19 protein-coding genes are annotated in these 21,293 nt (G+C 41.3%); 11 read left to right on the forward strand and 8 right to left on the reverse strand.

The window, feature by feature from the left end; all coding sequences use genetic code 11:
• Nucleotides 1-229 precede the first annotated feature (229 nt).
• Nucleotides 230-1,234 (reverse strand): rod-share determining protein MreBH, encoded by a 1,005-nt coding sequence (gene mreBH / locus NST12_RS03210; protein WP_048622706.1) that lies wholly within the window; start codon nucleotides 1,232-1,234, stop codon nucleotides 230-232.
• A 551-nt stretch (nucleotides 1,235-1,785) separates the two neighbouring features.
• Nucleotides 1,786-2,292 (reverse strand): acyl-CoA thioesterase, encoded by a 507-nt coding sequence (locus NST12_RS03215; protein WP_048622707.1) that lies wholly within the window; start codon nucleotides 2,290-2,292, stop codon nucleotides 1,786-1,788.
• A gap of 267 nt (nucleotides 2,293-2,559) precedes the next feature.
• On the opposite strand from NST12_RS03215, the gene argF reads away from it, so the two are divergent.
• Nucleotides 2,560-3,513 (forward strand): ornithine carbamoyltransferase, encoded by a 954-nt coding sequence (gene argF / locus NST12_RS03220; protein WP_327803470.1) that lies wholly within the window; start codon nucleotides 2,560-2,562, stop codon nucleotides 3,511-3,513.
• Nucleotides 3,514-3,571: 58 nt separating this feature from the next.
• Here argF and NST12_RS03225 read toward each other — a convergent pair whose 3' ends face one another.
• Together NST12_RS03225 and gltB are read right to left on the reverse strand one after the other, a co-directional pair.
• Nucleotides 3,572-5,044: a glutamate synthase subunit beta gene (locus tag NST12_RS03225; protein WP_048622709.1), complete on the reverse strand. Its 1,473-nt coding sequence runs from the start codon at nucleotides 5,042-5,044 to the stop codon at nucleotides 3,572-3,574.
• A 20-nt stretch (nucleotides 5,045-5,064) separates the two neighbouring features.
• On the reverse strand, nucleotides 5,065-9,681 hold the full coding sequence (gltB, locus tag NST12_RS03230) for a glutamate synthase large subunit (protein WP_048622710.1): 4,617 nt from the start codon (nucleotides 9,679-9,681) through the stop codon (nucleotides 5,065-5,067).
• Between the two features lie 335 nt (nucleotides 9,682-10,016).
• On the opposite strand from gltB, the gene NST12_RS03235 reads away from it, so the two are divergent.
• The gene (locus NST12_RS03235; protein WP_048622711.1) at nucleotides 10,017-10,919 is read left to right on the forward strand and encodes a LysR family transcriptional regulator; all 903 of its coding nucleotides are present in this window, start codon (nucleotides 10,017-10,019) and stop codon (nucleotides 10,917-10,919) included.
• A gap of 221 nt (nucleotides 10,920-11,140) precedes the next feature.
• Here the strand turns inward: NST12_RS03235 and NST12_RS03240 are convergent, their stop codons facing one another.
• Nucleotides 11,141-12,367: an aminopeptidase gene (locus tag NST12_RS03240; protein WP_341100217.1), complete on the reverse strand. Its 1,227-nt coding sequence runs from the start codon at nucleotides 12,365-12,367 to the stop codon at nucleotides 11,141-11,143.
• Between the two features lie 131 nt (nucleotides 12,368-12,498).
• Between NST12_RS03240 and NST12_RS03245 the strand changes: the two genes are divergently transcribed.
• Nucleotides 12,499-12,858 (forward strand): DUF488 domain-containing protein, encoded by a 360-nt coding sequence (locus NST12_RS03245; RefSeq protein ID WP_048622713.1) that lies wholly within the window; start codon nucleotides 12,499-12,501, stop codon nucleotides 12,856-12,858.
• Here the strand turns inward: NST12_RS03245 and NST12_RS03250 are convergent, their stop codons facing one another.
• A complete protein-coding gene (locus NST12_RS03250; RefSeq protein WP_003354680.1) occupies nucleotides 12,859-13,305 on the reverse strand; it encodes an RrF2 family transcriptional regulator in 447 nt (148 codons plus the stop codon).
• A gap of 198 nt (nucleotides 13,306-13,503) precedes the next feature.
• On the opposite strand from NST12_RS03250, the gene hmpA reads away from it, so the two are divergent.
• On the forward strand, nucleotides 13,504-14,715 hold the full coding sequence (gene hmpA / locus NST12_RS03255) for an NO-inducible flavohemoprotein (protein WP_328202922.1): 1,212 nt from the start codon (nucleotides 13,504-13,506) through the stop codon (nucleotides 14,713-14,715).
• A 114-nt stretch (nucleotides 14,716-14,829) separates the two neighbouring features.
• Here the strand turns inward: hmpA and NST12_RS03260 are convergent, their stop codons facing one another.
• A complete protein-coding gene (locus NST12_RS03260) occupies nucleotides 14,830-15,699 on the reverse strand; it encodes a YitT family protein (RefSeq protein ID WP_048622715.1) in 870 nt (289 codons plus the stop codon).
• A gap of 625 nt (nucleotides 15,700-16,324) precedes the next feature.
• Here NST12_RS03260 and NST12_RS03265 point away from each other — a divergent pair.
• The 6 genes from NST12_RS03265 to map all read left to right on the forward strand — a co-directional run bounded on the left by NST12_RS03265 (nucleotide 16,325) and on the right by map (nucleotide 20,344).
• Nucleotides 16,325-16,567: a hypothetical protein gene (locus NST12_RS03265; protein ID WP_003354683.1), complete on the forward strand. Its 243-nt coding sequence runs from the start codon at nucleotides 16,325-16,327 to the stop codon at nucleotides 16,565-16,567.
• A gap of 80 nt (nucleotides 16,568-16,647) precedes the next feature.
• Nucleotides 16,648-17,040, forward strand: a complete 393-nt coding sequence (locus NST12_RS03270) for a DnaJ family domain-containing protein (RefSeq protein WP_328202925.1) — start codon at nucleotides 16,648-16,650, stop codon at nucleotides 17,038-17,040.
• A 185-nt stretch (nucleotides 17,041-17,225) separates the two neighbouring features.
• Nucleotides 17,226-18,029 (forward strand): flagellar motor stator protein MotA, encoded by an 804-nt coding sequence (motA, locus tag NST12_RS03275; protein ID WP_048622717.1) that lies wholly within the window; start codon nucleotides 17,226-17,228, stop codon nucleotides 18,027-18,029.
• Nucleotides 18,016-18,768, forward strand: coding sequence for a flagellar motor protein MotB (gene motB / locus NST12_RS03280; RefSeq protein WP_048622718.1), 753 nt, complete (start codon nucleotides 18,016-18,018; stop codon nucleotides 18,766-18,768). Before motA ends, motB begins: the two co-directional genes overlap by 14 nt.
• Before the next feature lie 76 nt (nucleotides 18,769-18,844).
• Nucleotides 18,845-19,360 carry a type 1 glutamine amidotransferase domain-containing protein gene (locus NST12_RS03285; RefSeq protein WP_003354688.1) on the forward strand — a complete coding sequence of 172 codons (516 nt, stop codon included), beginning with the start codon at nucleotides 18,845-18,847 and terminating at the stop codon, nucleotides 19,358-19,360.
• 210 nt (nucleotides 19,361-19,570) lie between these two features.
• On the forward strand, nucleotides 19,571-20,344 hold the full coding sequence (gene map, locus NST12_RS03290) for a type I methionyl aminopeptidase (RefSeq protein ID WP_048622719.1): 774 nt from the start codon (nucleotides 19,571-19,573) through the stop codon (nucleotides 20,342-20,344).
• 15 nt (nucleotides 20,345-20,359) lie between these two features.
• Here the strand turns inward: map and NST12_RS03295 are convergent, their stop codons facing one another.
• The gene (locus NST12_RS03295) at nucleotides 20,360-20,581 is read right to left on the reverse strand and encodes a DUF1128 domain-containing protein (protein WP_040341556.1); all 222 of its coding nucleotides are present in this window, start codon (nucleotides 20,579-20,581) and stop codon (nucleotides 20,360-20,362) included.
• Between the two features lie 235 nt (nucleotides 20,582-20,816).
• Between NST12_RS03295 and NST12_RS03300 the strand changes: the two genes are divergently transcribed.
• Complete coding sequence (locus NST12_RS03300; RefSeq protein ID WP_003354691.1) at nucleotides 20,817-21,287, forward strand: low molecular weight protein-tyrosine-phosphatase; 471 nt, start codon at nucleotides 20,817-20,819, stop codon at nucleotides 21,285-21,287.
• Nucleotides 21,288-21,293: the final 6 nt, after the last annotated feature.

A 21,293-nucleotide genomic window follows, 5' to 3' on the forward strand; every position in this document is an offset into this window, starting at 1 on the left:
AATAATAGCTTTTCTTCAGGCAGCGGTCAAGAGAATTTTTGGCAGATCGCGTGTTCAAAAGCTAGCTGAAATCATTCATCCTGAAGAAAAGAAATCAGAAAAGTCTTATCTCCGGCGGTCTAAAGAAGGTTTATATGAGGGGCTTAATAAGATCGAAAAAAAGTCTGCCTCCGAAAAAGCAGGAGGGATGAGGGCCTGCTTTTTCGGAGGCAGACTTCTTTAACAAGCGTTAATTTTTTACTTTTTTTAACTGAGGGATGACATGCAAAGACCGGCCTGTACCAATGGCGACTGATTCGAGCGGACTTGGTGCGAGGTTTACGGGGACAATCATCTGGCTTGCCAACCATTCTTTTAAACCGTTCAGCAGGGAAGCTCCTCCTGTTAAAATAATTCCTCTGTCAACAATGTCACCGCTAAGTTCCGGTGGTGAATTTTCCAGCGTAGCACGAACTGTTTCTAATATTTGTAAAACGGTTTCCTTTATCGCTTTCTGAATTTCTAAGGAAGTAATAGTAATCGTTTTGGGGAGTCCCGTTACTAAATCCCTTCCGCGAATCTCCATTTCTTGGATATTATGATCGATGGGCGCATATCCAATTTCTTTTTTCAGCATTTCTGCGGTCGGTTCGCCGATTAACAGGTTGTACTCTTTCCGTACATATTGAATGATATCTTCGTCCATTTTGTCTCCGCCAATTCGAATCGAATTGCTGCACACCACTCCGCCATAGGAAATAATGGCCGCTTCAGTAGTGCCTCCACCGATGTCGACAATCATATTAGCAATCGGTTCATCTACCGCCAAATCTGCTCCGATGGCCGCTGCAATCGGTTCTTCAATCAAATGGACGGTTTTCGCTCCGCAGCTTCGAATAGAGTCTTCAATCGCTCTTTTTTCGACTGTTGTCGCTCCAGATGGGGCGCAGATCACGACATTCGGCTTTCGCAAGGTGATTCCAAGCGCTTTGTTCACTTTTTTCATGATGCTTTTTAGCATTTCCGTTGTCACTTCAAAATCAGCAATAACCCCATTTTTTAATGGACGAATAACGGAAATGTTGGCGGGGGTTTTTCCGATCATTTTTTTTGCTTCTGAACCTATTGCCAATAATTGTTTCGTATGTATATCAATCGCTGCTACAGAGGGTTCGTTTATAATAATTCCTTTATTTTTACTATATACAAGGGTATTGGCCGTGCCTAAGTCAATTCCAATATCTTGAGAAAGCACCTTTTATACCTCCATTTCGAATAAGCCAAACAAATTTGACGCATGTTCAGAAGAATCATATCGTCTTTATCCTATAAAAGTATACAAGTTTTTTTGTTGAAAAGTATATGGGTTTTATTGTCAAAATATGTTGTTACAAATGTAGAAGATTTGTAACAATGGCGGGATGAACGAATCTATCAGCATTTTCGACATAAGGGGAGGGGGGAATGTGCTTGCTGTTGTTTATAAAACTTAATCTTTGTAACTTTATGTAAAAGAATGTCGCAGCAGAATTTCGCCATTCAAGTTTTCTTCAGGACGTGTTTACGTTAATAGAGGCATTTATCATTTTGAAATGCCATTTTTAAAGAATGAAAATCGGACTATTCTATAAATCTAATGAGCTTATTCCGACTTAGGAGGATTGTAGGACTATGTTTCACGGTTTTGGAGGAGCCGAAAAAAAAAAGGAAAGGGCCGGAGTTCCTCGTAGAAATGTGAGCGGAGAGCAAGTGTAGTATAGTATCAAGATTGAAGGATTGGAGAATTCCGGCCTTTTGAAAAATTACTTATTCCATTTTGGAGAAAAATTCAGCTAGTTCTTGGCTGTGAAGTTTCCGTGCTTTCCGATGTTCTGCCCGATTGAGAGCTGTTTCATTCAGCCATTTTTCTTCTTCAGATTCCGGAACCACTTCAGGCACTTCTGTCGGTTTTCCGTTTTCATCAAGGGCAACAAAAGTTAAGAAAGAGAGAGCCGCAACTGCTTTTTCACCCGTTAATAAATTTTCGGATGTTACTTTTACGAATACTTCCATGCTTGTCCGACCAGTATATGTGATTCGAGCTTCTAATGTCACAGAGTCACCGCTGTTAATTGGTTTAAGGAAATCTACGGAGTCCGTTGAAGCAGTTACAACCGGTCTTCTTGCAAATTTAGTTGCGGTTATAGAGGCGATATCGTCTATGTATGCCATCAACTTTCCGCCGAATAAAGTACCATGTTGGTTTGTATCCGGTGGAAGGACAAAACTTGTTTTGACTGTTAGAGTATCACGCATTGGTATTTTCTTTTTCATGAATCTTTCACCTCGTGGACTATTGAGTTGCTAATAAAATGTTACGTTCACTTATAATCTTAACATGAAACTTACGAACAATGCATTTTGATTTTATTATATAAATAAATTTTTTGCAATAGCGATATTTATGATTGTATTTTAATTCTTTATTGTGTATAAATATTAATTATAAAGGTTTTTATTTTACGAAAGTTTTTAATATTGACATGATCAATTAAAAAAGTTTCAAAAAAGGATAGTACATTGGAAAGGGAGTGTTTATAAATGGCAATCGTTCATACGGTGACAGCCGAACAATTGAAAGGAAAAGATTTACTGACTCTTGCTGATTTTACTCCGAATGAAATTTCTTATTTTATAGAATTAGCAGCTGATATGAAAAAAAATCCTTCCGCTTATTCTGAAAGTTTAAAAGGGAAAATTCTCGGGATGATTTTTGAAAAAAATTCGACCCGTACGAGAGTCTCTTTTGAAGCTGCCATGATCCAGCTCGGGGGGCATGGAATGTTTTTGGATTCGCAGCATACTCAAATAGGACGAGGAGAAACAATCGAGGATACAGGAAAAGTATTGTCGAGATATCTGGATGGGATCATGATCCGGACGTTCGGACATGACAAAATCGAGGCGCTGGCGAAAGCAGCCGACATTCCTGTCATCAACGGATTGACGGATTTATCACATCCTTGTCAAGCGCTTGCAGATTTGTTGACGATTTACGAATGGAAAGGAGAGTGGAAAGGGGTCAAGTTAGTATATGTAGGAGATGGAAACAATGTTGCCCACTCTTTAATGATAGGGGCGGCTTTGACAGGAATGGAATGTGTTGTGGCGACTCCAAAGGGATTCGAGCCTGACCCGCAAGTCATGACAAAAGCACAAGCATTGGCAGAAAAAACGGGAGCTTGTATAACCTATTTGGAAAATCCGAAAGAAGCAGTGAAAGAGGCTGATTTTATTTACACAGATGTGTGGGTCAGTATGGGACAGGAAAAAGAACAGGAAGAACGAAAGAAGATATTTATTCCTTATCAGGTAAATCAAGGACTTTTCCAATATGCTAAGCCGGACTGTAAATTTATGCACTGCTTACCGGCTCACAGAGGAGAGGAAGTAGCAGCGGACATTATGGATGGGCCGTCATCCATCGTTTTCCAAGAAGCGGAAAATCGTTTGCATGCTCAGAAAGCCGTTCTCTATAGTTTGTTGCAAGATTAAAAAGTACAAAAAAAGAGGCGAACTTAAAGGTCGGCCTCTTTTTTGTGCGTATTTCAGGTTATGGCAAAAAGGTCTCTCCCATTAAATAACGGTCGATTTCTCGAGCTGCTTCACGGCCTTCGTGAATGGCCCAAACGACCAAACTTTGCCCGCGGCGCATATCTCCGGCAGCGAACACGCCCTCCACGTTCGTTGTATATTGGCCGTATTTTGCTTTCGCAGTATTCCGGCTTGTTTTTTCTACTTGAAAGGCATCAAGAAGTTTTGGTTCAGTTCCGGTGAATCCAATGGCAATTAATACTAGTTGAGCCGGCCATACTTTTTCCGTTCCCGGAATTTCTTTCATTGTATAGGTTCCGTCTTCATGATAGGTTTTTTCCATTTGAACCGTATGCAATTCTTTCACATGGCCATTTTCATCAGCCACAAATTTTTTCGTTTGAATTAAATATTCGCGTGGGTCTTCTCCGAAAATCGCAGCGGCTTCTTCATAGGCATAATCTAATTTAAAAGTATTCGGATATTCCGGCCATGGATTGCGTTCCAATCGTGAATCAGGCATTTTTTCATGCTTTCCAAATTGGACGACGCTTTTGGCTCCTTGACGCAAAGCCGTTGCTACACAGTCAGCTCCCGTATCTCCGCCGCCGATGACAATAACATCTTTTCCTTCCGCAGAAATCACTTCTGTTCCGTCCAACAATCCTTTAATGCTTTTCGTTAAATAATCCATGGCAAAATAAATGCCTTTTGATTCACGGCCCTCTATTAATATGTCGCGATGTTTTTGAGAGCCGGCGCATAAAAGGACTGCGTCAAACGATTCCTTTAGTTCTTCGGCGCTGATATCTTTTCCGATTTCCGTGTTTGTCACAAACGTAATGCCTTCTTGTTTCAGTAAATTCACGCGTCTGTCTACGGTAGATTTTTCAAGCTTCATCGAAGGAATCCCGTATGTCAGCAGTCCTCCGACACGATCGTCTTTTTCAAATACGGTAACCGTATGACCAGCTTTATTCAGCTGATCGGCAGCCGCAAGACCGGCAGGACCTGATCCGACTACGGCCACTTTTTTCCCCGTACGCACTTTGGGAGGGTTTGGCTTAATCCATCCTTCCTGGAATCCTTTGTCAATGATCGCTTTTTCAATAGATTTGATTGCCACCGGATCATCGGAAAGGGCGACAGTACATGATCCTTCGCAAGGTGCAGGACAAACGCGTCCGGTAAATTCAGGGAAGTTGTTTGTTTTCAAAAGCCGTTCTAATGCTTCCTGCCAACGGTTTTGATATACCAAATCATTCCATTCGGGGATTAAGTTATAAAGAGGGCAGCCGGAAGGCATCCCTCTTAATTCCATTCCCGTATGACAGAAGGGGGTTCCGCAATCCATGCAGCGGGCGGCTTGAATCTTTAATTCGTTCTCGGAGAAAGGGAGCTGATACTCATTCCAGTCCTTGATGCGAACTTTTGGATCACGTTCCGGTGCTTTTTTTCTTTTATATTCCAAAAAACCTGTTGCTTTTCCCATGCTTCTAACCCCTTTCTCTACTAATTGATGGCTTCTATCATTCGCTGATCGTCAGATATGGTCTTTTTTTCGACAGTACTTTCAAGAAAAGCGGCGTATTCAGCTTCAGACTGCGTCTTTCCTTCCAAAAGGAAATGTTGGATTTTTTGTTTCATTTCTTTATATTCTTTAGGAATTATTTTTATAAAGCGGCCGGATGTTTTGCTCCAATTGTCGAGAATTCGTTTGGCCAACGGGCTGTTTGTGTAGTCAACGTGTTTTTTTATAAGAGATTTCACTAAGTCCTCATCTTCTTTTGACAACGATTCAAACAGAAGAGATGATTCTCGGCATTGACGTTTCGTCAATCCAGACATTTTTTCATAGATATATACGACGCCGCCGGACATTCCGGCTGCAAAGTTTTTCCCAACATCGCCGAGTATGACGACATTGCCGCCGGTCATATATTCACAGCCATGGTCTCCTACACCTTCGACCACTACGTCGACTCCGGAATTTCGAACGGCAAAACGGGCTCCGGCTTTTCCGTTGATATAAGCTTCACCGCCGGTCGCTCCATACAGGCAAACATTTCCTGCGATAGTCTGTTCTTCCGGAACTAGGCTGGAAGATGAATCAGGGCGAACAATCAGTTTTCCTCCCGATAAGCCTTTTCCAAAGTAATCGTTGGCATCTCCGTCTACCGCTAATGTCAACCCTTTAGGAGCAAAAGCACCGAAACTTTGTCCGGCCGAACCTTTGAATGTAAATTGGATCGTATCTTCAGGAAGACCTTCAGCTCCGTATTTTTGGGTAATCAAAGATCCCAAAATGGTTCCGGTAGCCCGATTGATATTGCGGATTGGAAAACTTCCTTTTACAGGTTTTTTCCATTCGATTGCAGGTTGAGCAGCGGGAACCAACTTTTGAAGATCAAGCGTTTTTTCAAGTTGATGATTTTGGTTCTGCGTTTTGTGCTGGGATTGATGCTTTGCTTCTTCCGGTACATACAGAAGCGGTGACAAATCTAGATATTTGGCTTTCCAATGACGTTTGGCCCGTTCATGAACTTTTAAGAATTGTTTTTGTCCAATCATTTCGTCCATCGTCCGGAATCCCAATTGTGCCATAATTTCGCGGATTTCCTGGGCGACAAAGTGCATGTAATTCACGATATGATCAGGCGAACCGGCAAATCGCTTCCGAAGTTCTGGATTTTGGGTTGCGACTCCTACAGGGCAAGTATCCATATGGCAAACCCGCATCATAATGCACCCAAGCACGACAAGAGGTGCAGTGGCAAATCCGTATTCTTCAGCGCCTAAAAGAGCAGCGATGACGACATCTCGGCCTGTCATCATTTTGCCGTCTGTTTCAAGGGTTACGCGATCACGGAGACCGTTCATCAGCAAGGTTTGATGTGTTTCGGCAAGGCCGATTTCCCAAGGAATTCCGGCATTTTTAATGCTTGATTTCGGCGATGCGCCTGTGCCGCCTTCATATCCGCTAATCAAAATGACATCGGCAAGCCCCTTGGCCACGCCGGTTGCGATTGTTCCTACACCGCTCTTGGAAACTAATTTCACGTTGATGCGAGCTTTCGGATTTGCATTTTTTAAATCGTAAATCAATTGGGCTAAATCTTCGATAGAATAAATATCATGGTGAGGAGGAGGAGAAATAAGTCCGACTCCGGGTGTGGCACCACGAACGTCCCCAATCCAAGGGTATACTTTTTTTCCCGGCAAATGACCTCCTTCACCCGGTTTAGCGCCTTGTGCCATTTTGATTTGAATTTCTTCGGCGTTCACTAAATAATGACTCGTTACGCCAAATCGTCCAGATGCCACTTGTTTGATGGCACTCCGGCGCAAATCTCCGTTTTCATCCGGCGTGTAACGAGAAGGGTCTTCGCCGCCCTCGCCGCTGTTGCTTTTACCTCCAATGCGGTTCATCGCAATCGCCAGCGTTTCGTGAGCTTCTTTACTGATGGAACCGTACGACATGGCACCGCTTTTAAAGCGTTTGAGAATGGATTCGACAGGTTCCACTTCGTCTAAAGGAACTGCGGGTCTTTTGCCAAAGTTGAAATCAAGAAGACCCCTAAGGAAAAATGTTTGTTCTTCTGAAATCATTTTTGAGTATTTTTTATATAGTTCATAGCTATTTTGCCGTGCTGCTTGTTGTAAAGTATGAATGGTTTTCGGATTAAAAGCATGAGCTTCTCCCGTTCTTCTCCATTGAAATTCTCCGCCGGAATCAAGGGAAGTATCCTGGAATTCACTTTTATGAAATGCTTGGCGGTGGCGGAGCAGGGTTTCTTCGGCAATCACATGAAGCGTAATCCCGCTTAATGGGGAAGCGGTACCGGTAAAATAGCGGTCCACTACTTCTTTTCCGATGCCAACCGTTTCAAAAATCTGGGCGCCTCTATAGCTTTGAATAGTGGAGATACCCATTTTCGACATGATTTTGACAACCCCGTCGATGCTCGCTTGCAAATAGTTGCTGATGGCTTGTTCAGCGTTTATTTCTTTAATAATGCCTTTTTCCACCATGTCTTCAATAGACGAAATGGCAAGGTATGGATGAACTGCATCTGCTCCGTATCCGATTAAACAAGCAAAGTGATGAGTGTCTCTGGCTTCAGCCGTTTCCACAATAAGGCTTACTTTCGTTCTAAGCCCTTTTCGCACTAAGTGATGATGAAGACCGCTGACTGCGAGCAAAGCAGGGATGGCAGCGAAATCTTCGTTCACTCCATGATCGGATAAAATTAACAACGAATACCCTTCCTCAATTGCCTCTTCCGCTTCTTGGAACAGCCTGTCTAAAGCCGGTTCAAGGGCTTGAGGGGAAGAAGCGTCAAATAAAATAGACAGAGTTTTCGCACGAAATTCTTTAAACCGATTGCCGATTAAAGCAGCTAAATCTTTCTCAGAAAGAATAGGTGATTCAAGCCGAATTCTCCGGCAGCTCTGTTCGGAAGGCTCGAGAAGATTTCCTTCTCTGCCAAGGAGCGTCATAGTTGAAGTCACAATATCTTCCCGAATGGCATCAATCGGAGGGTTCGTCACTTGTGCAAACAGTTGTTTAAAATAATTGTAGAGAAGCTGAGGACGTTCCGACAAAACGGCGAGCGGGGCATCATATCCCATGGATCCGATCGGGTCCTTTTTTTCCGTCGCCATTGATTTAAGATTTTTCGTCAGTTCCTCATACGTGTAGCCAAAGGCTTTTTGCCATTTTACAATTTTTTCGGATTCTAAACGCGTTTCCACCGGTTCGAAATCATTTAGATCGGATAGGTGGACAAGATTTTCGTCGAGCCATTTGCGGTAAGGTTTTTCAGAAGCAATTTTTGCTTTGATCTCTTCGTCGGAAATGATGCGGCCTTCTTCAAGATCAATCAAAAGCATTTTCCCCGCGTCTAAGCTTTGTTTGGAAATGATTTTTTCCTCTTCGACAGGTACGACTCCTGTTTCAGAAGAATAGATGATTAAATCGTCTTCCGTTATATAATAGCGGGCAGGACGCAGTCCATTGCGGTCCAAAATGGTTCCGATTTTTCGACCGTCCGTAAAGGAGATCGAAGTAGGCCCATCCCAAGGCTCCATTAGGCAACTGTGGTATTCATAGAAAGCAAGCTTTGGATCTTCCATTTGCCTATCATGATCCCATGGTTCCGGAATCAGCATCATCGCAGCGTGAGGAAGCGAACGGCCCGATAATGTCAAGAATTCAAGTGTATTGTCCAACATGGCGGAATCGCTTCCGCTTTCGTCGATAATAGGCAAAATCTTTTCGTAGTTGTCCCCGAACACTTTAGAGTAACTTGCCTTTTCGCGGGCACGCATCCAGTTCACATTTCCTCTCAGGGTATTGATTTCTCCATTATGAATTAAATAACGGTATGGATGAGCACGCTCCCAGCTGGGGAATGTGTTGGTGCTGAATCGAGAATGAACAAGGGAGAAAGCAGAAGTATAGGCTTCGTCGGAAAGATCCAGATAGTATTGATCGATCTGCTCCGGAAGAAGCATTCCTTTATATATGATCGTTCTTGTCGACAGGCTCGGAACATAAAAGCTGCCGTTAATTGCCGGATCCTCTGCGATCGCTCGTTCAATACGTTTTCGAATGATGTATAATTTTAATTCAAAATCTCGTTCCGATTGGATCTCTTCGTTTTGCCCGATAAACAATTGCATGATGAAAGGCTCCGTTTTTAAAGCGCCTTCACCAATGACGGAAGAATCGGTTGGAACTTCACGCCATCCGAGCAGCGACTGTCCTTCTTCGCCAACAATCCGTTCAATGTGCGATTTAGCGCGTTCCCGTTCGGATTGGTTTTGTGGCATAAATAACATTCCTACTGCATACTTATGCATTTCTGGTAAATGAATATTAAGCTTTTCGCATTCTTTTCTAAAGAATGAATCCGAGATTTGAAGCATAATTCCCGCTCCATCTCCCGTTTTTTCATTCACGTGGCCACCGCGGTGTTCCAATTGGCACAGCATGTATATACCCTGCTTTACAATGGAATGAGCAGGTTTTCCTTTTATATTTGCTATAAATCCGATTCCGCAAGCGTCATGTTCGTTTTGCGGATTGTACAGACCTTGTTCTTTTGGATAGCCATAGTGTTTCATCGGCTGCACCCCCATTTTGTGAAAAGATTTACTGAGCAGGTCTTAAAAAATTTCCATCGGTGGGCTTTTGCGGATGATTTTTTTAAAAAGTTTGATTTTTCGTCACCCGCGGATTTTGAGCTTTGAAGGTGAAAATTTTGCGGACGGTTAAAAGCAGGTAAATTTGAATTGTTTCTATTTTTCAGATAACAGTACTTATATTGTATATTTCTTTATTAATGCTAACAATATATAATTAAGAATAAAACAATCTAATTTTGATATTAATATAGTTTTTGCTTGATAGACGGTAATTTTACGACAGATCATGAAAAAAAGAAAAGGGGAGAAGAAGATTGGAACTGCGCCAAATTAAATATTTTATAGAAGTGGCCAAGCAAGAACATGTGACTGAGGCAGCCAATCAGCTTCATGTTGCTCAGTCGGCGGTGAGCAGACAGATCGCTCGGCTGGAAGATGAGCTCGGAGTCGTTTTGTTTGCCAGAGATGGTCGAAATGTCAAGTTAACTCATATAGGCAAAATTTTTTTAGAACATATTGAAAATGCAATGGAGGAGATCGACAAATCGGTTAAAGCAGTCAAAGACTACTTAAATCCAAAACAGGGAATGATCCGAATTGGTTTTCCTAATTCATTGGCCGCTAAAACGCTGCCGAGAGTAATATCCGCATTTAGAAAACAATATCCGGAGATTGGATTTAAATTTTGGCAAGGATCCAATAAGGAATTGCGAGGACTGGTGGAAAACGGGGAAATTGATTTGGCGTTTGTTTCACCGGTTCCGACGGATTCCAAAATAAACACCCATATTTTCTTTTCTGAAAGGATGAGAGCTCTACTTCCGTTTCATCACCCTTTGGCCCAAAAAAAAGAAATTCGGCTTTATGAATTGAGAAAAGAGCCATTCGTACTTTTTCAAACAGGTTACGATATGAGAAAAATGGTGATGGATGCTTGTCGGCAAGTGGGATTTGAGCCTGATGTCGCATTCGAAAGCGAAGATATCTATACGATAAAAGGCTTAGTGGAAGCGGGACTTGGGATTAGTCTTCTTCCGGAATCAACGCTTGATGAGCAATCCAGCCCTGAAACCGTGAGCATCACGGTGAGCGATCCGATCATAACCAGGACGGTCGGGGTTATTTACCCGAAAAGCCGAGATCTTCCGCCGACGGAAAAACTCTTTTTTGATTTTCTCAAACAATATTATGAACGGTTGAATCAATTTAGTTTTTAGGATGAAGGGGGAAAAAGAGAAAGGCTCTGTTCTTGGTTCCTTTTAATCAAGCGCCTTTCTGAAAGGCTGATCGCCGATTTGTTTAGGAAGGACGAAAATTTTGGATTCGAACAGAGCCTTTTAAATCCTATTAAAGTGGAGCAAGTTCATTCCACTTAGATTCAGATTGAATGGAATCAAAGTTATTTTTAATAATGGAACGTTCCAATAAAGGAATTTTTTTAAAATGCCCAATTTCCATTGCGGAAAATCGGTTCGGTTTTTCCGTCTTTGGTGATGCCGTCAATATCCATGGATTCTGATCCGATCATAAAGTCCACGTGGGTGATGCTTGTATTCAGTCCGTTTTCTTCCAATTCCTCTTTCGACATTTGCTTTCCGCCTTCGATGCAAAAAGCATAAGCGCTTCCGATCGCGAGGTGATTGGAGGCATTTTCGTCAAATAATGTATTGTAAAAAAGAATTCCCGATTCAGAGATAGGTGAGTGGTGGGGTACAAGCGCTACTTCTCCTAAAAAATGAGATCCTTCATCTGTTTCTACCAGTTTCTTTAGTATTTCTTCTCCTTCTTTCGCTTTCACATCGACAATTCTTCCGTTTTTGAATGTAATGGTAAAGCCATCGATAATATTTCCTCCATAGCTCAACGGCTTGGTATTAGATACATATCCATTGACTCCCGTTTTTTTGGGCGCGGTAAATACTTCTTCCGTCGGCATATTGGCCATAAATGCCACACCGTTTTCATTGATGCTTCCAGCTCCCACCCAAATATGGTTTTCAGGGAGCTCAATGGTCAAATCGGTGCCGGGTGCTTTGTAATGAAGCTTATGAAACCTTTTTTGATTTAAATATTCAACTTTTTCATGAAGAATCTTATCATGTTTTTGCCAAGCCGCAATGGGATCCGCTTGTCCAATTCTTACTGCATCAAAAATGGCTTCCCATAATTTTTCCACAGGTTTTTCTTCGTTTGGAAAAACTTTTTTGGCCCATGCTTGTGAAGCGGCAGCGATGATCGTCCAACTGACTTTGTCCGATTGAATGTATTGGCGGAACTTAGTCAACGCTTGTCCAGCTGCCTTTTGATAGCGGCTGATTCGTTCCGGATTCACGCCTTTTAAAAGGTCGGGATTGGAAGAAAGTACGGAAATAAACGCCGCTCCTTGTTCAGCCAGTTCTTCTTTTTCTTTTGCCCGCCAAATCGGATAATCGTCGAACGCTTCATCTGGCGCCAGCTCATATTTCATTCGGGAGATGGCGTCATCGTGCCAATCGACATAGACATGTTTGGCGCCGGCTTCATAAGCTTTTTTGGTAATAAGCCGTACGAAGTCAGCCGCTTCTAGACCAGCATTAATGACGAGTGTTTGTCCTTTTTGAATATTGACGCCAACCTTTACTGCCAATTCTGCATATTTTTCTAATTTTGTTTGAAATAGTTCCATCTAATCCCCTTCTTTGCTAAAGTGTCCTCTTTATTGTATCAAGACTTTCAGTTGAATCAAAGCAACCCTCGTTTCTCGCTTTCGGTTGAGAAGAAACTGTGCCATAATGCCAATGGAAAGGGGGAATATTTTTGTTTCAATTGAAACGTGTTTACGAAGCGGCTTCAAAACAAGATGGGAAAAGAATATTGATTGACCGGCTGTGGCCGCGGGGGTTATCAAAGGAGAAAGCACAAATCGATGAATGGATGAAGGAAGTAGCACCAAGCCATGAATTGCGGAAATGGTTTCATCAACATCGAAGCAAATTTTTGGATTTTAAAGAAATGTATTGGAATGAACTTCAAAGCGAAGATCGGCAAAACTCGATTTTAAAACTCGTGAAAATGGGTGAAAATAATACTGTCACATTATTATACGCTGCAAAAGAACCGGTTCGCAATCATGCAGTTGTACTGAAAGAGTTTTTGGAAAAACAGAGCGAAACGTAATTACGTTTCGCTCTGTTTCATAAAGTGTATTCGATAGCTTTTAGGGTCAGCGACCAAATCGGCCAGTGTATACTGATCTAAAACGTGAAGATAGGCGGCCAGGGCTTCGTGCAATATGTGCCGCAAAGTACAGACAGGGGATATCACACAAACATTATGGTCGGAATCAAAACATTCAACAATACGAAAATCTTCTTCTGTTTGTCTCACAACGGCTCCGATATTAATATCCTTTGGTTCCTTTGCAAGCCGTATTCCGCCATTTCGTCCGCGGATCGTTTTGATAATCCCCATTTTCCCAAGTCCGTAAATGATTTTCATTAAATGATTTTTGGAAATTCCATATACTTCGGAAATTTCTCGAATGCTGGACAGTTCATCATTGCCTTTGGCTGCTAAAAATATCAGAACTCTTAATGCGTAATCTGTATAAGAAGTAAGTCTCAATGACATCACCTAAACATTTTCATTTCTAAATTCCCTATTTCAAGGCAACTCTTAGTATCACTATATTATACCCCATTTGAATAAAAAACACTAAATGTGAACGTTCTATTAAAGATGTATTTTTGATATTGCTTTCAGCACTAATTTCCTCTATTTTAAAGATGCAAATAAAATACTTCTTTTCAGGAGATGAAAAATATGTTATCTCAAGAAACAATTGACATTGTGAAATCCACTGTCCCGATTTTGGAAAAAAGAGGAACAGAGATTACTTCTCATTTTTACAAAAGAATGTTTTCCAACCATCCGGAGCTGCTCAATATTTTCAATCATGCGAATCAACAGAAAGGCCGGCAGCAAACCGCGCTGGCGAATGCGGTACTTGCCGCTGCCAAGCATATTGACGAATTGGAAGCGATACTTCCGGCCGTGAAGCTGATTGCTCATAAACACCGCAGCTTGGGGATCAAACCGGAGCAATATCCGATTGTAGGCGAAAACTTGTTGGCAGCGATAAAGGAAGTGCTGGGGGACGCTGCAACCGATGAAATTTTGTCTGCCTGGGAAGAGGCATATCAAGAAATTGCGAATGTCTTTATAAAAGTAGAGAAGGAACTTTATGAAGAAGCAGAAAATCAAAAAGGCGGTTTTAGAGATTTCAAAGAATTTGAAATTATAAAAAAGGTGCCTGAAAGTTCCCTGATCACTTCTTTTTATTTAAAACCGAAAGACGGCGTTCCGGTTCCTTCCTATTTACCGGGGCAATATATTACCGTTCGATTGAGAATACCGGGAGACCAATATTTGTCGAACCGTCAATACAGCTTATCGTGCGGGCCGTTTCATGACTATTTCCGCATTTCCGTGAAAAAAGAAGCGGATCATGAGCCGTATGGAAAAGTATCCGTTTATTTGCATGAACAGGCAAAAGAAGGCGATACAATCGAGGTTAGTGTTCCTGCGGGGGATTTTGTGTTGAATCAAGAAGAAACCAATCCGGTCGCATTGATTAGCGGCGGAGTTGGAATTACTCCAATGATGAGCATGCTGGAAACTTTGGCAGAAGGAAACAGCAGTCGGGAAGTCGTATTTATTCATGCTGCACGCAACGAAAAGGCCCGAGCTTTTTCAGACGAAGTCGATCGTCATATAAGCCGACTCAAGAACGGGAAATCTTATATCGCTTATTCATCGAAAGAAAATGAAAGCACTGTATGCGATCACCTTGGACATATCGACAAAGAGTTTTTGCAAAGAGTGCTTCCGAAAAACAGTATCTGTTACGTATGCGGTCCGATTCCATTTATGCAGTCCGTTATTCAGCATTTAGCGGATATCGGGATTTCTGCGGAAAACGTCCGTTATGAATTTTTCGGTCCGGCTCTTCAACTGGAAGTAAAATCCATGTAACGTCTTCCCTGAACAGGCTTTGAGAAAAAGCCATTAAACGGAGTATACGCAGAAAAAAAGCGGAGTTTTTGCGTGGACTCCGCTTCTTGCCTTGATTGGGCATCCCGATCAATGTTAGTGGACCCCTCTTTTTTTAAATTGTCCACCTTTTACTTCCGCCACTTCACCGATGGCGAGAAAGGCGTTCGGATCAATTCGGTCGACGATTGATTTTAATTGCGCCTCTTCCAAGCGGTTGATGACGCAAAAGATGACTTTTTTGCCCGTTCCTTTATATCCGCCTTCCCCGTTCAAGTAGGTGACGCCTCGTCCTAAATTGGTTAAGAGCGCTTCTCCAATTTCGGTATCACGATCACTGATGATCCAGACAGAACGTGATTGCTCCAATCCTTCTACCACGATATCGATCATTTTGAATGCGATAAAGTAAGCGATAAGGGAATACATGGCATGATCCCAGCCGAAAACAAATCCGGCGCTTCCAAGGATAAAAATATTAAAGAACAAGACAATTTGTCCGACAGATAATGCCGATTTGCTGCTGATTAAAATCGCTAATATTTCTGTTCCATCGAGGGCGCCCCCGAACCGGATGACAAGACCGACCCCTACTCCGATCGTAATTCCCCCAAAAACGGCTGCTAAAAGGATATCGTCAGTAATACCGGCAACAGGAGTAAGCAGCGAAGTAAAAACGGATAGAACGATAATCCCGTATAATATGGAAATCGTAAACCTTTTTCCTAATTGTTTGTACCCGATGATAAAAAAAGGAATATTGAGAACAAACAGGAAAATACCCAGTTTTACATCTAATAGGTGGGACAAAATAATGGAAATGCCTGTAATGCCGCCGTCGATGATGTGATTAGGAACTAAAAAGATTTCCAATCCCACTGCCATTAAAATGGCGCCTAATGTAATAAAAATGCCGTTAATCAAAATAGATTTTTTGGATAACTTTTGGTATTCCACATTCTCCATTCGCATCTTTCCTTTCTATACCATTTATTTTTATAGGTTGTTTTGAAACTTTATTCATGCACGTCACCAATATATTGGAACGTTGCTTCGAATCAAGAATCATCTCCGAAATAGGCAGACAGCAGATAAATGCGGGAATAAAGGAAGTTTGAATGAACACCGAAATCATTCAGTGGACAGAAGATTTTTTGAATGGGGAAACAGTATCCTTTCCTATAAAAGGGACAACTTTTCCATTCATGCTGCCACTATATACAAAAATGATGATTTGATCGTCTTCCAAGTGCTGCTCATTCTAAATGTGATAAATTAAAAGTGAAAAATATGTAACCGTTTTTTCATGAGGAAATTAATGTGCAAAACTTGTGGACAATGATAGGGATCGAACAGATAAAACATGAATTACGTGCTCGTTAACATAAGTATACCATATTGATCCTCGATATTTAAAAAATTTGGACTTTCGACGAGTTTATTTTATTTTTAAAACTTTTATGCAACACGCAAGAATGCAGATGGAGGGGATTGGGTTCTCTGTCTTTTTTAGGATTGGGCGATGTTTTTCGTTATGATGTGTAATCAATGGCAGTAAAAGATCTATTTCATAGATAGTGAGGGAAGTGATTTGACAACGGCAGTAGGTATTACATTATTAGTAGTAGGAATTGCTCTTTTACCGTTTGGAGTGATTTATTTTAAAGATAGCTGGAAGGAAATAAAAGAGTTATCTCCAAGCGCCAAAAAAACCGCAATATTTTTGGAAATACTGGATTTATTCACTGCACCCATTGGTTCAACTTCTCTGCTTTTTCTTTCATTAATATTTATTATCGGAGGTATAGGCTTGGTTTTTTTGGAATTTCTTTAATGGTAAAAAGGATATGGCTGTAACAGAGCTCGTTCTTCGGAATGGAAAATATAGTACAATTTTAACATGGGGGAGTTTTAGTGGATTATTTTACTTTATTGGCGGAAGAAAAAATCAAGGCAGCTTACGAAAAAGGAGAGTTCGATGATCTTCCGGGGAAAGGGAAGCCGTTGAAAATGGACAGCATGGTGGAAATTCCGGAAGACTTGAGAATGGCTTATCGAATCATGAAAAACGCAGGATATATGGAGGAAGAACAGGAGATTCGAAAAGAGTTTTTGACAATCGAAGAACTGATCCGGCAATGCCATGATGAACAAGAAAGAAAAAGACTGGAAAAACAATGGTCCCAGCGGCTGATTCAATACAATCAACTGCTTTCTAAAAGAAAAATAAAAACGAATTCGTCTCTATTTAAAAGATATGAGCAGAAGATCGAAAAAAGGATCATCGGATCAAACAGTAATTCTTGATGTAAAGAAGTCATAACCTTGGTTTAAACGTAGGAAAAAACCATCGTGATTTCAATGAATTGTCCTTTTTGCGTTAAGGTTTGTCAATTTTAGTCGATATAGTAAATGAAACCTTAAAAATAGCAGTACGTTCATTGGCGGTCCATGACAATAGAAATAGAAATTTAGTAAATAGGGTGAGAATGATGGATAAGACAACAATTATTGGAGTAATACTCGGAATTATTGCCATTGGGGTCGGTATGGTGTTAAAGGGGGTCAACCTTTCGGTATTAGCGAATCCCGCCGCTTTTTTGATCATTATTGCAGGGACTATATCTGCTGTGACCATCGCTTTTCCAACGAACGAAATAAAAAAAGTTCCAAAATTGTTTGCGATTATTTTTAAAGAGCAAAAATTAATGAGTCGGCTTGAGGTGATTCGTTTGTTTTCGGAGTGGGCGGAAATTGCCCGCAGAGAAGGTCTTCTTGCCTTGGAATCAAGACTGGACGAGATAGAAGACCCTTTTTTGAAGAACGGTTTAAGTCTGGCGGTCGACGGTCAAAATGCCGACTACATCCGCGATGTCTTAACGGAAGAGATTGAAGCGATGGAGGAACGCCACAAAGTTGGAATTTCCATTTTTTTGCAAGCGGGTACATATGCTCCTTCGCTTGGGGTGCTTGGAGCGGTAATCGGATTAATAGCTGCCCTCGGAAATATGTCGGATACGGATGCATTAGGGCATGCCATTTCGGCAGCATTCGTGGCTACCATGTTAGGGATTTTTACCGGATATGTATTGTGGAATCCATTTGCCAATAAATTAAGACGAAAATCGCAGCAAGAAGTTCAATTAAAAGAAATGATGATAGAAGGAATTTTATCGATCATCGAAGGAGAGGCCCCTCGCACTATTGAACAAAAATTGTCTTCTTTTTTGCCTCAAGAGGAACGAAAGAATATGATGATGGAAGCGGAAGGTGTCAGTCAAAATGGCGAAGCGTAAAAAAAGGAATGACGATGAGCGTATAAGTGAATCTTGGCTGCTTCCTTATTCTGACTTGCTAACATTGCTTTTGGCGCTATTTATTGTCCTCTTTTCCATGAGTGCGGTCGATGCGAAAAAGTTTCAAAAATTTGCGCAGACCTTTAATGATATATTTCAAGGCAGCACAGGGGTCATGGATTTTTCCGATACGATTCAAACTCCGGTTCCGTCCCCCGACGGTAAGGCGAATAAAGATGACATTCTGAACAAAAAAGATGAAAAAGAATTAAAACAAGTAGAGGGAAGAATCAATCAATATATCGAAAAAAAACATTTGACGAATAAAATTACCACGTCCTTGACAAGCGAGGGACTTTTGTTGAGAATTCGAGATAATGTATTATTCGACTCCGGAAAAGCGACCATTCGGAAAGAGGACGTTCAAATGGCTAGAGAACTGTCAAATTTACTTGTCATGAATCCTCCTCATCAAATCATTATCAGCGGACACACCGATAACGTTCCGATTAAAACGGCTTCATTTGAATCCAACTGGGAATTAAGCGCTATGAGGGCCATCAATTTTATGAAAATTCTTTTGGAAAATCCGAAATTGGACCCGAGCCAATTTAGTGCCAAAGGATACGGCGAATACCAGCCGGTTGCAGACAACTCTACCCCGGAAGGAAGGGCTAAAAACCGACGCGTGGAAGTACTCATTATGCCGATCAATCAACAGAAGAACGTACAGCAATAAGCATAATGTTTGTTTAATAAACAAAAGAAGGGGTACAATAAATATCGGATAAAGTCGTAAAGGGGGAGAACAAACGATGGGTAAAAAAATTGCCGTATTGGTAACAGATATGGTGGAAGACTCTGAGTACACTGAACCTGTAAAAGCCTATAAAGAAGCAGGCCATGAAATTGTCAATATTGAAAAAGAAAAAGGGAAAACGGTAAAAGGCAAACATGGCGACGCTGTTATTACGATCGATGAAAGCATCGATAACGCGAAAGTGGAAAATTACGATGCTTTGTTGATCCCGGGAGGATTTTCACCAGACATATTACGTGCCGATGACCGGTTTGTTCAATTTGTTAAAGATTTTATGGATTCTAAAAAACCGGTATTTGCGATTTGCCATGGTCCACAGCTCCTCATCACGGCGAAAGCTCTGGAAGGAAAAACGGCTACTGGCTATAAATCCATTCGTGTTGATATGGAATACGCCGGCGCTCATTATAAAGATGAAGAAGTGGTTGTAAGCGACAACCAATTAGTAACGAGCCGGACACCAGACGATATTCCGGCGTTTAATCGCGAATCCTTGAAACTTTTGCAATAGAACATTTTTACGACATGAAGAAGGCATTAGTCAAGGGTTTGACTTGCTGACACGACGAGAAATGATTGTGTCAGCGAGTCAAACCCTTCATTTTTTTTGTAAAAGTAAAGAAAAAAACCATATAATAAACATAGAATATTGAAACATATCATTGTGCGTTTCCTTAAACTTGAGAAATGAAACGGAGCAAAAAAGAAAGGTAGGATTTTCATGATCGTATTGAAATCTCCACGTGAGATTGAAAAAATGCATGAAGCGGGAAAGCTTCTTGCTTCCACCCATAAAGAAATAGCTAAACTGATTAAGCCGGGAGTGACTACTTGGGACATTGAAGTTTTCGTGGACGAATATTTGAAAAAACACGGAGCGACACCGGAACAAAAAGGATATCGTGGCTACGAATATGCAACTTGCGCGAGCGTCAACGATGAAGTATGTCATGGATTTCCCCGGAAACAAGCGTTAAAAGAAGGAGATATTGTCACGATTGATATGGTGGTCCGGTTAAACGGCGGGCTGGCAGATTCGGCTTGGTCTTATGCTGTTGGAGAAGTCGATCCACAAACCCAAAAATTATTAGATGTAACGAAGACAGCGTTATATAAAGGAATCGAACAGGTGAAAATAGGAAATAGAATTGGAGATATTGGCCACGCTATTCAAACTTATGTGGAGGCGGAAGGTTTTTCTGTCGTTCGAGATTTTATCGGCCATGGAATTGGTGCGGTCATTCATGAGAAACCGGATGTTCCTCATTTCGGTCTCCCTGGAAAAGGTCCGCGCATAAAAGAAGGGATGGTCTTTACGATTGAACCGATGGTGAACATAGGCCATTGGGCAACGAAAATGGACGCTAATGGCTGGACGGCTAGAACAATGGATGGATCGCTGTCTGCTCAATATGAGCATACGATCGCTGTTACAAAGGACGGAATTCTCATACTAACCGATCAAGAGGAAGAAAAAACTGCCGGCTCCCACTAAACCGGCAGTTTTTCCTTACTTTCTCAAATATCCGAGTTCTTCCACAATCGCTTGCATTTCATTAGGGCTGAAATGATTTTTTCTCTGTACTAGTTCATAAATTTCTTTTAGTTCTTCATATTTGTCGGAACTAAAATTAGTAGATTTTAAAGCATCACCGTTGACCATTTTTAGCTTTTCTTTAATCTTTTCCACCATAAACTCAATATTTTCTAATGTGTTTTTTGAGAGATCCACTTGATCCATCCTTTCCCTTTTCGGCTAGTACTTATTCATATATTTTCATGTTTTTTCATTCCTGTCAAACCGAGCGAGAAGAGATAGGATCTATGGTTTGAAAGCCGAAAGGTCGCTTTCGTTCGTGTTCTATGAACAATGACAAAGAAATACCACTATTTCTTTGTCGTTTTTCAATGAAAAATTTTGTAGAATAATGATAATACCATTTGCTTTAAAGAAAGGAAGGGTTGGATTGATTCACGTCTTGTTTGTCTGCTTAGGAAATATTTGTCGTTCTCCCATGGCTGAGGCGATGTTTCGCGACATGGTAAAACGAGAAAAGTTAGATCAAAAAATTGCGGTTGACTCAGCCGGCATCGGCGGCTGGCATATCGGAGAATCTCCTCATCATGGAACGTTGTCCATATTAAAAAAATATCAAATTAACCATGAAGGGCTTGTCGCCCGCCAAGTACAGCGAGAAGACTTAAACAAATTCGATTATATTGTGGCGATGGATCAAAGCAACGTGGATGATTTACATAAGCTTGCTGGAGATGCTTCCACTACACACATCATTCGTTTGCTTGACTTAGTGGAAGAATCTGAGCAAAAGGATGTACCTGATCCTTATTTCACCGGTAATTTTGAAGAGGTTTATGAGCTGATCAAAAAAGGCTGCGACCGTCTGCTTGCGCTAATTAAAAAGGAACATAACCTTTAAGGGGGT

The sequence above is a fragment of the Bacillus sp. FSL W8-1127 genome (assembly GCF_038006725.1).
Classification (GTDB): domain Bacteria; phylum Bacillota; class Bacilli; order Bacillales; family DSM-4216; genus Bacillus_O; species Bacillus_O smithii.

Coding starts and splice junctions, on each gene's coding strand:
- NST12_RS03215 (WP_048622707.1), bottom strand. CDS start 2,292: ATGAAAAAGAAAATACCAATGCGTGATACTCTAACAGTCAAAACAAGT.
- argF (WP_327803470.1), top strand. CDS start 2,560: ATGGCAATCGTTCATACGGTGACAGCCGAACAATTGAAAGGAAAAGAT.
- NST12_RS03225 (WP_048622709.1), bottom strand. CDS start 5,044: ATGGGAAAAGCAACAGGTTTTTTGGAATATAAAAGAAAAAAAGCACCG.
- gltB (WP_048622710.1), bottom strand. CDS start 9,681: ATGAAACACTATGGCTATCCAAAAGAACAAGGTCTGTACAATCCGCAA.
- NST12_RS03240 (WP_341100217.1), bottom strand. CDS start 12,367: ATGGAACTATTTCAAACAAAATTAGAAAAATATGCAGAATTGGCAGTA.
- hmpA (WP_328202922.1), top strand. CDS start 13,504: ATGTTATCTCAAGAAACAATTGACATTGTGAAATCCACTGTCCCGATT.
- NST12_RS03260 (WP_048622715.1), bottom strand. CDS start 15,699: ATGGAGAATGTGGAATACCAAAAGTTATCCAAAAAATCTATTTTGATT.
- motA (WP_048622717.1), top strand. CDS start 17,226: ATGGATAAGACAACAATTATTGGAGTAATACTCGGAATTATTGCCATT.
- motB (WP_048622718.1), top strand. CDS start 18,016: ATGGCGAAGCGTAAAAAAAGGAATGACGATGAGCGTATAAGTGAATCT.
- NST12_RS03285 (WP_003354688.1), top strand. CDS start 18,845: ATGGGTAAAAAAATTGCCGTATTGGTAACAGATATGGTGGAAGACTCT.
- map (WP_048622719.1), top strand. CDS start 19,571: ATGATCGTATTGAAATCTCCACGTGAGATTGAAAAAATGCATGAAGCG.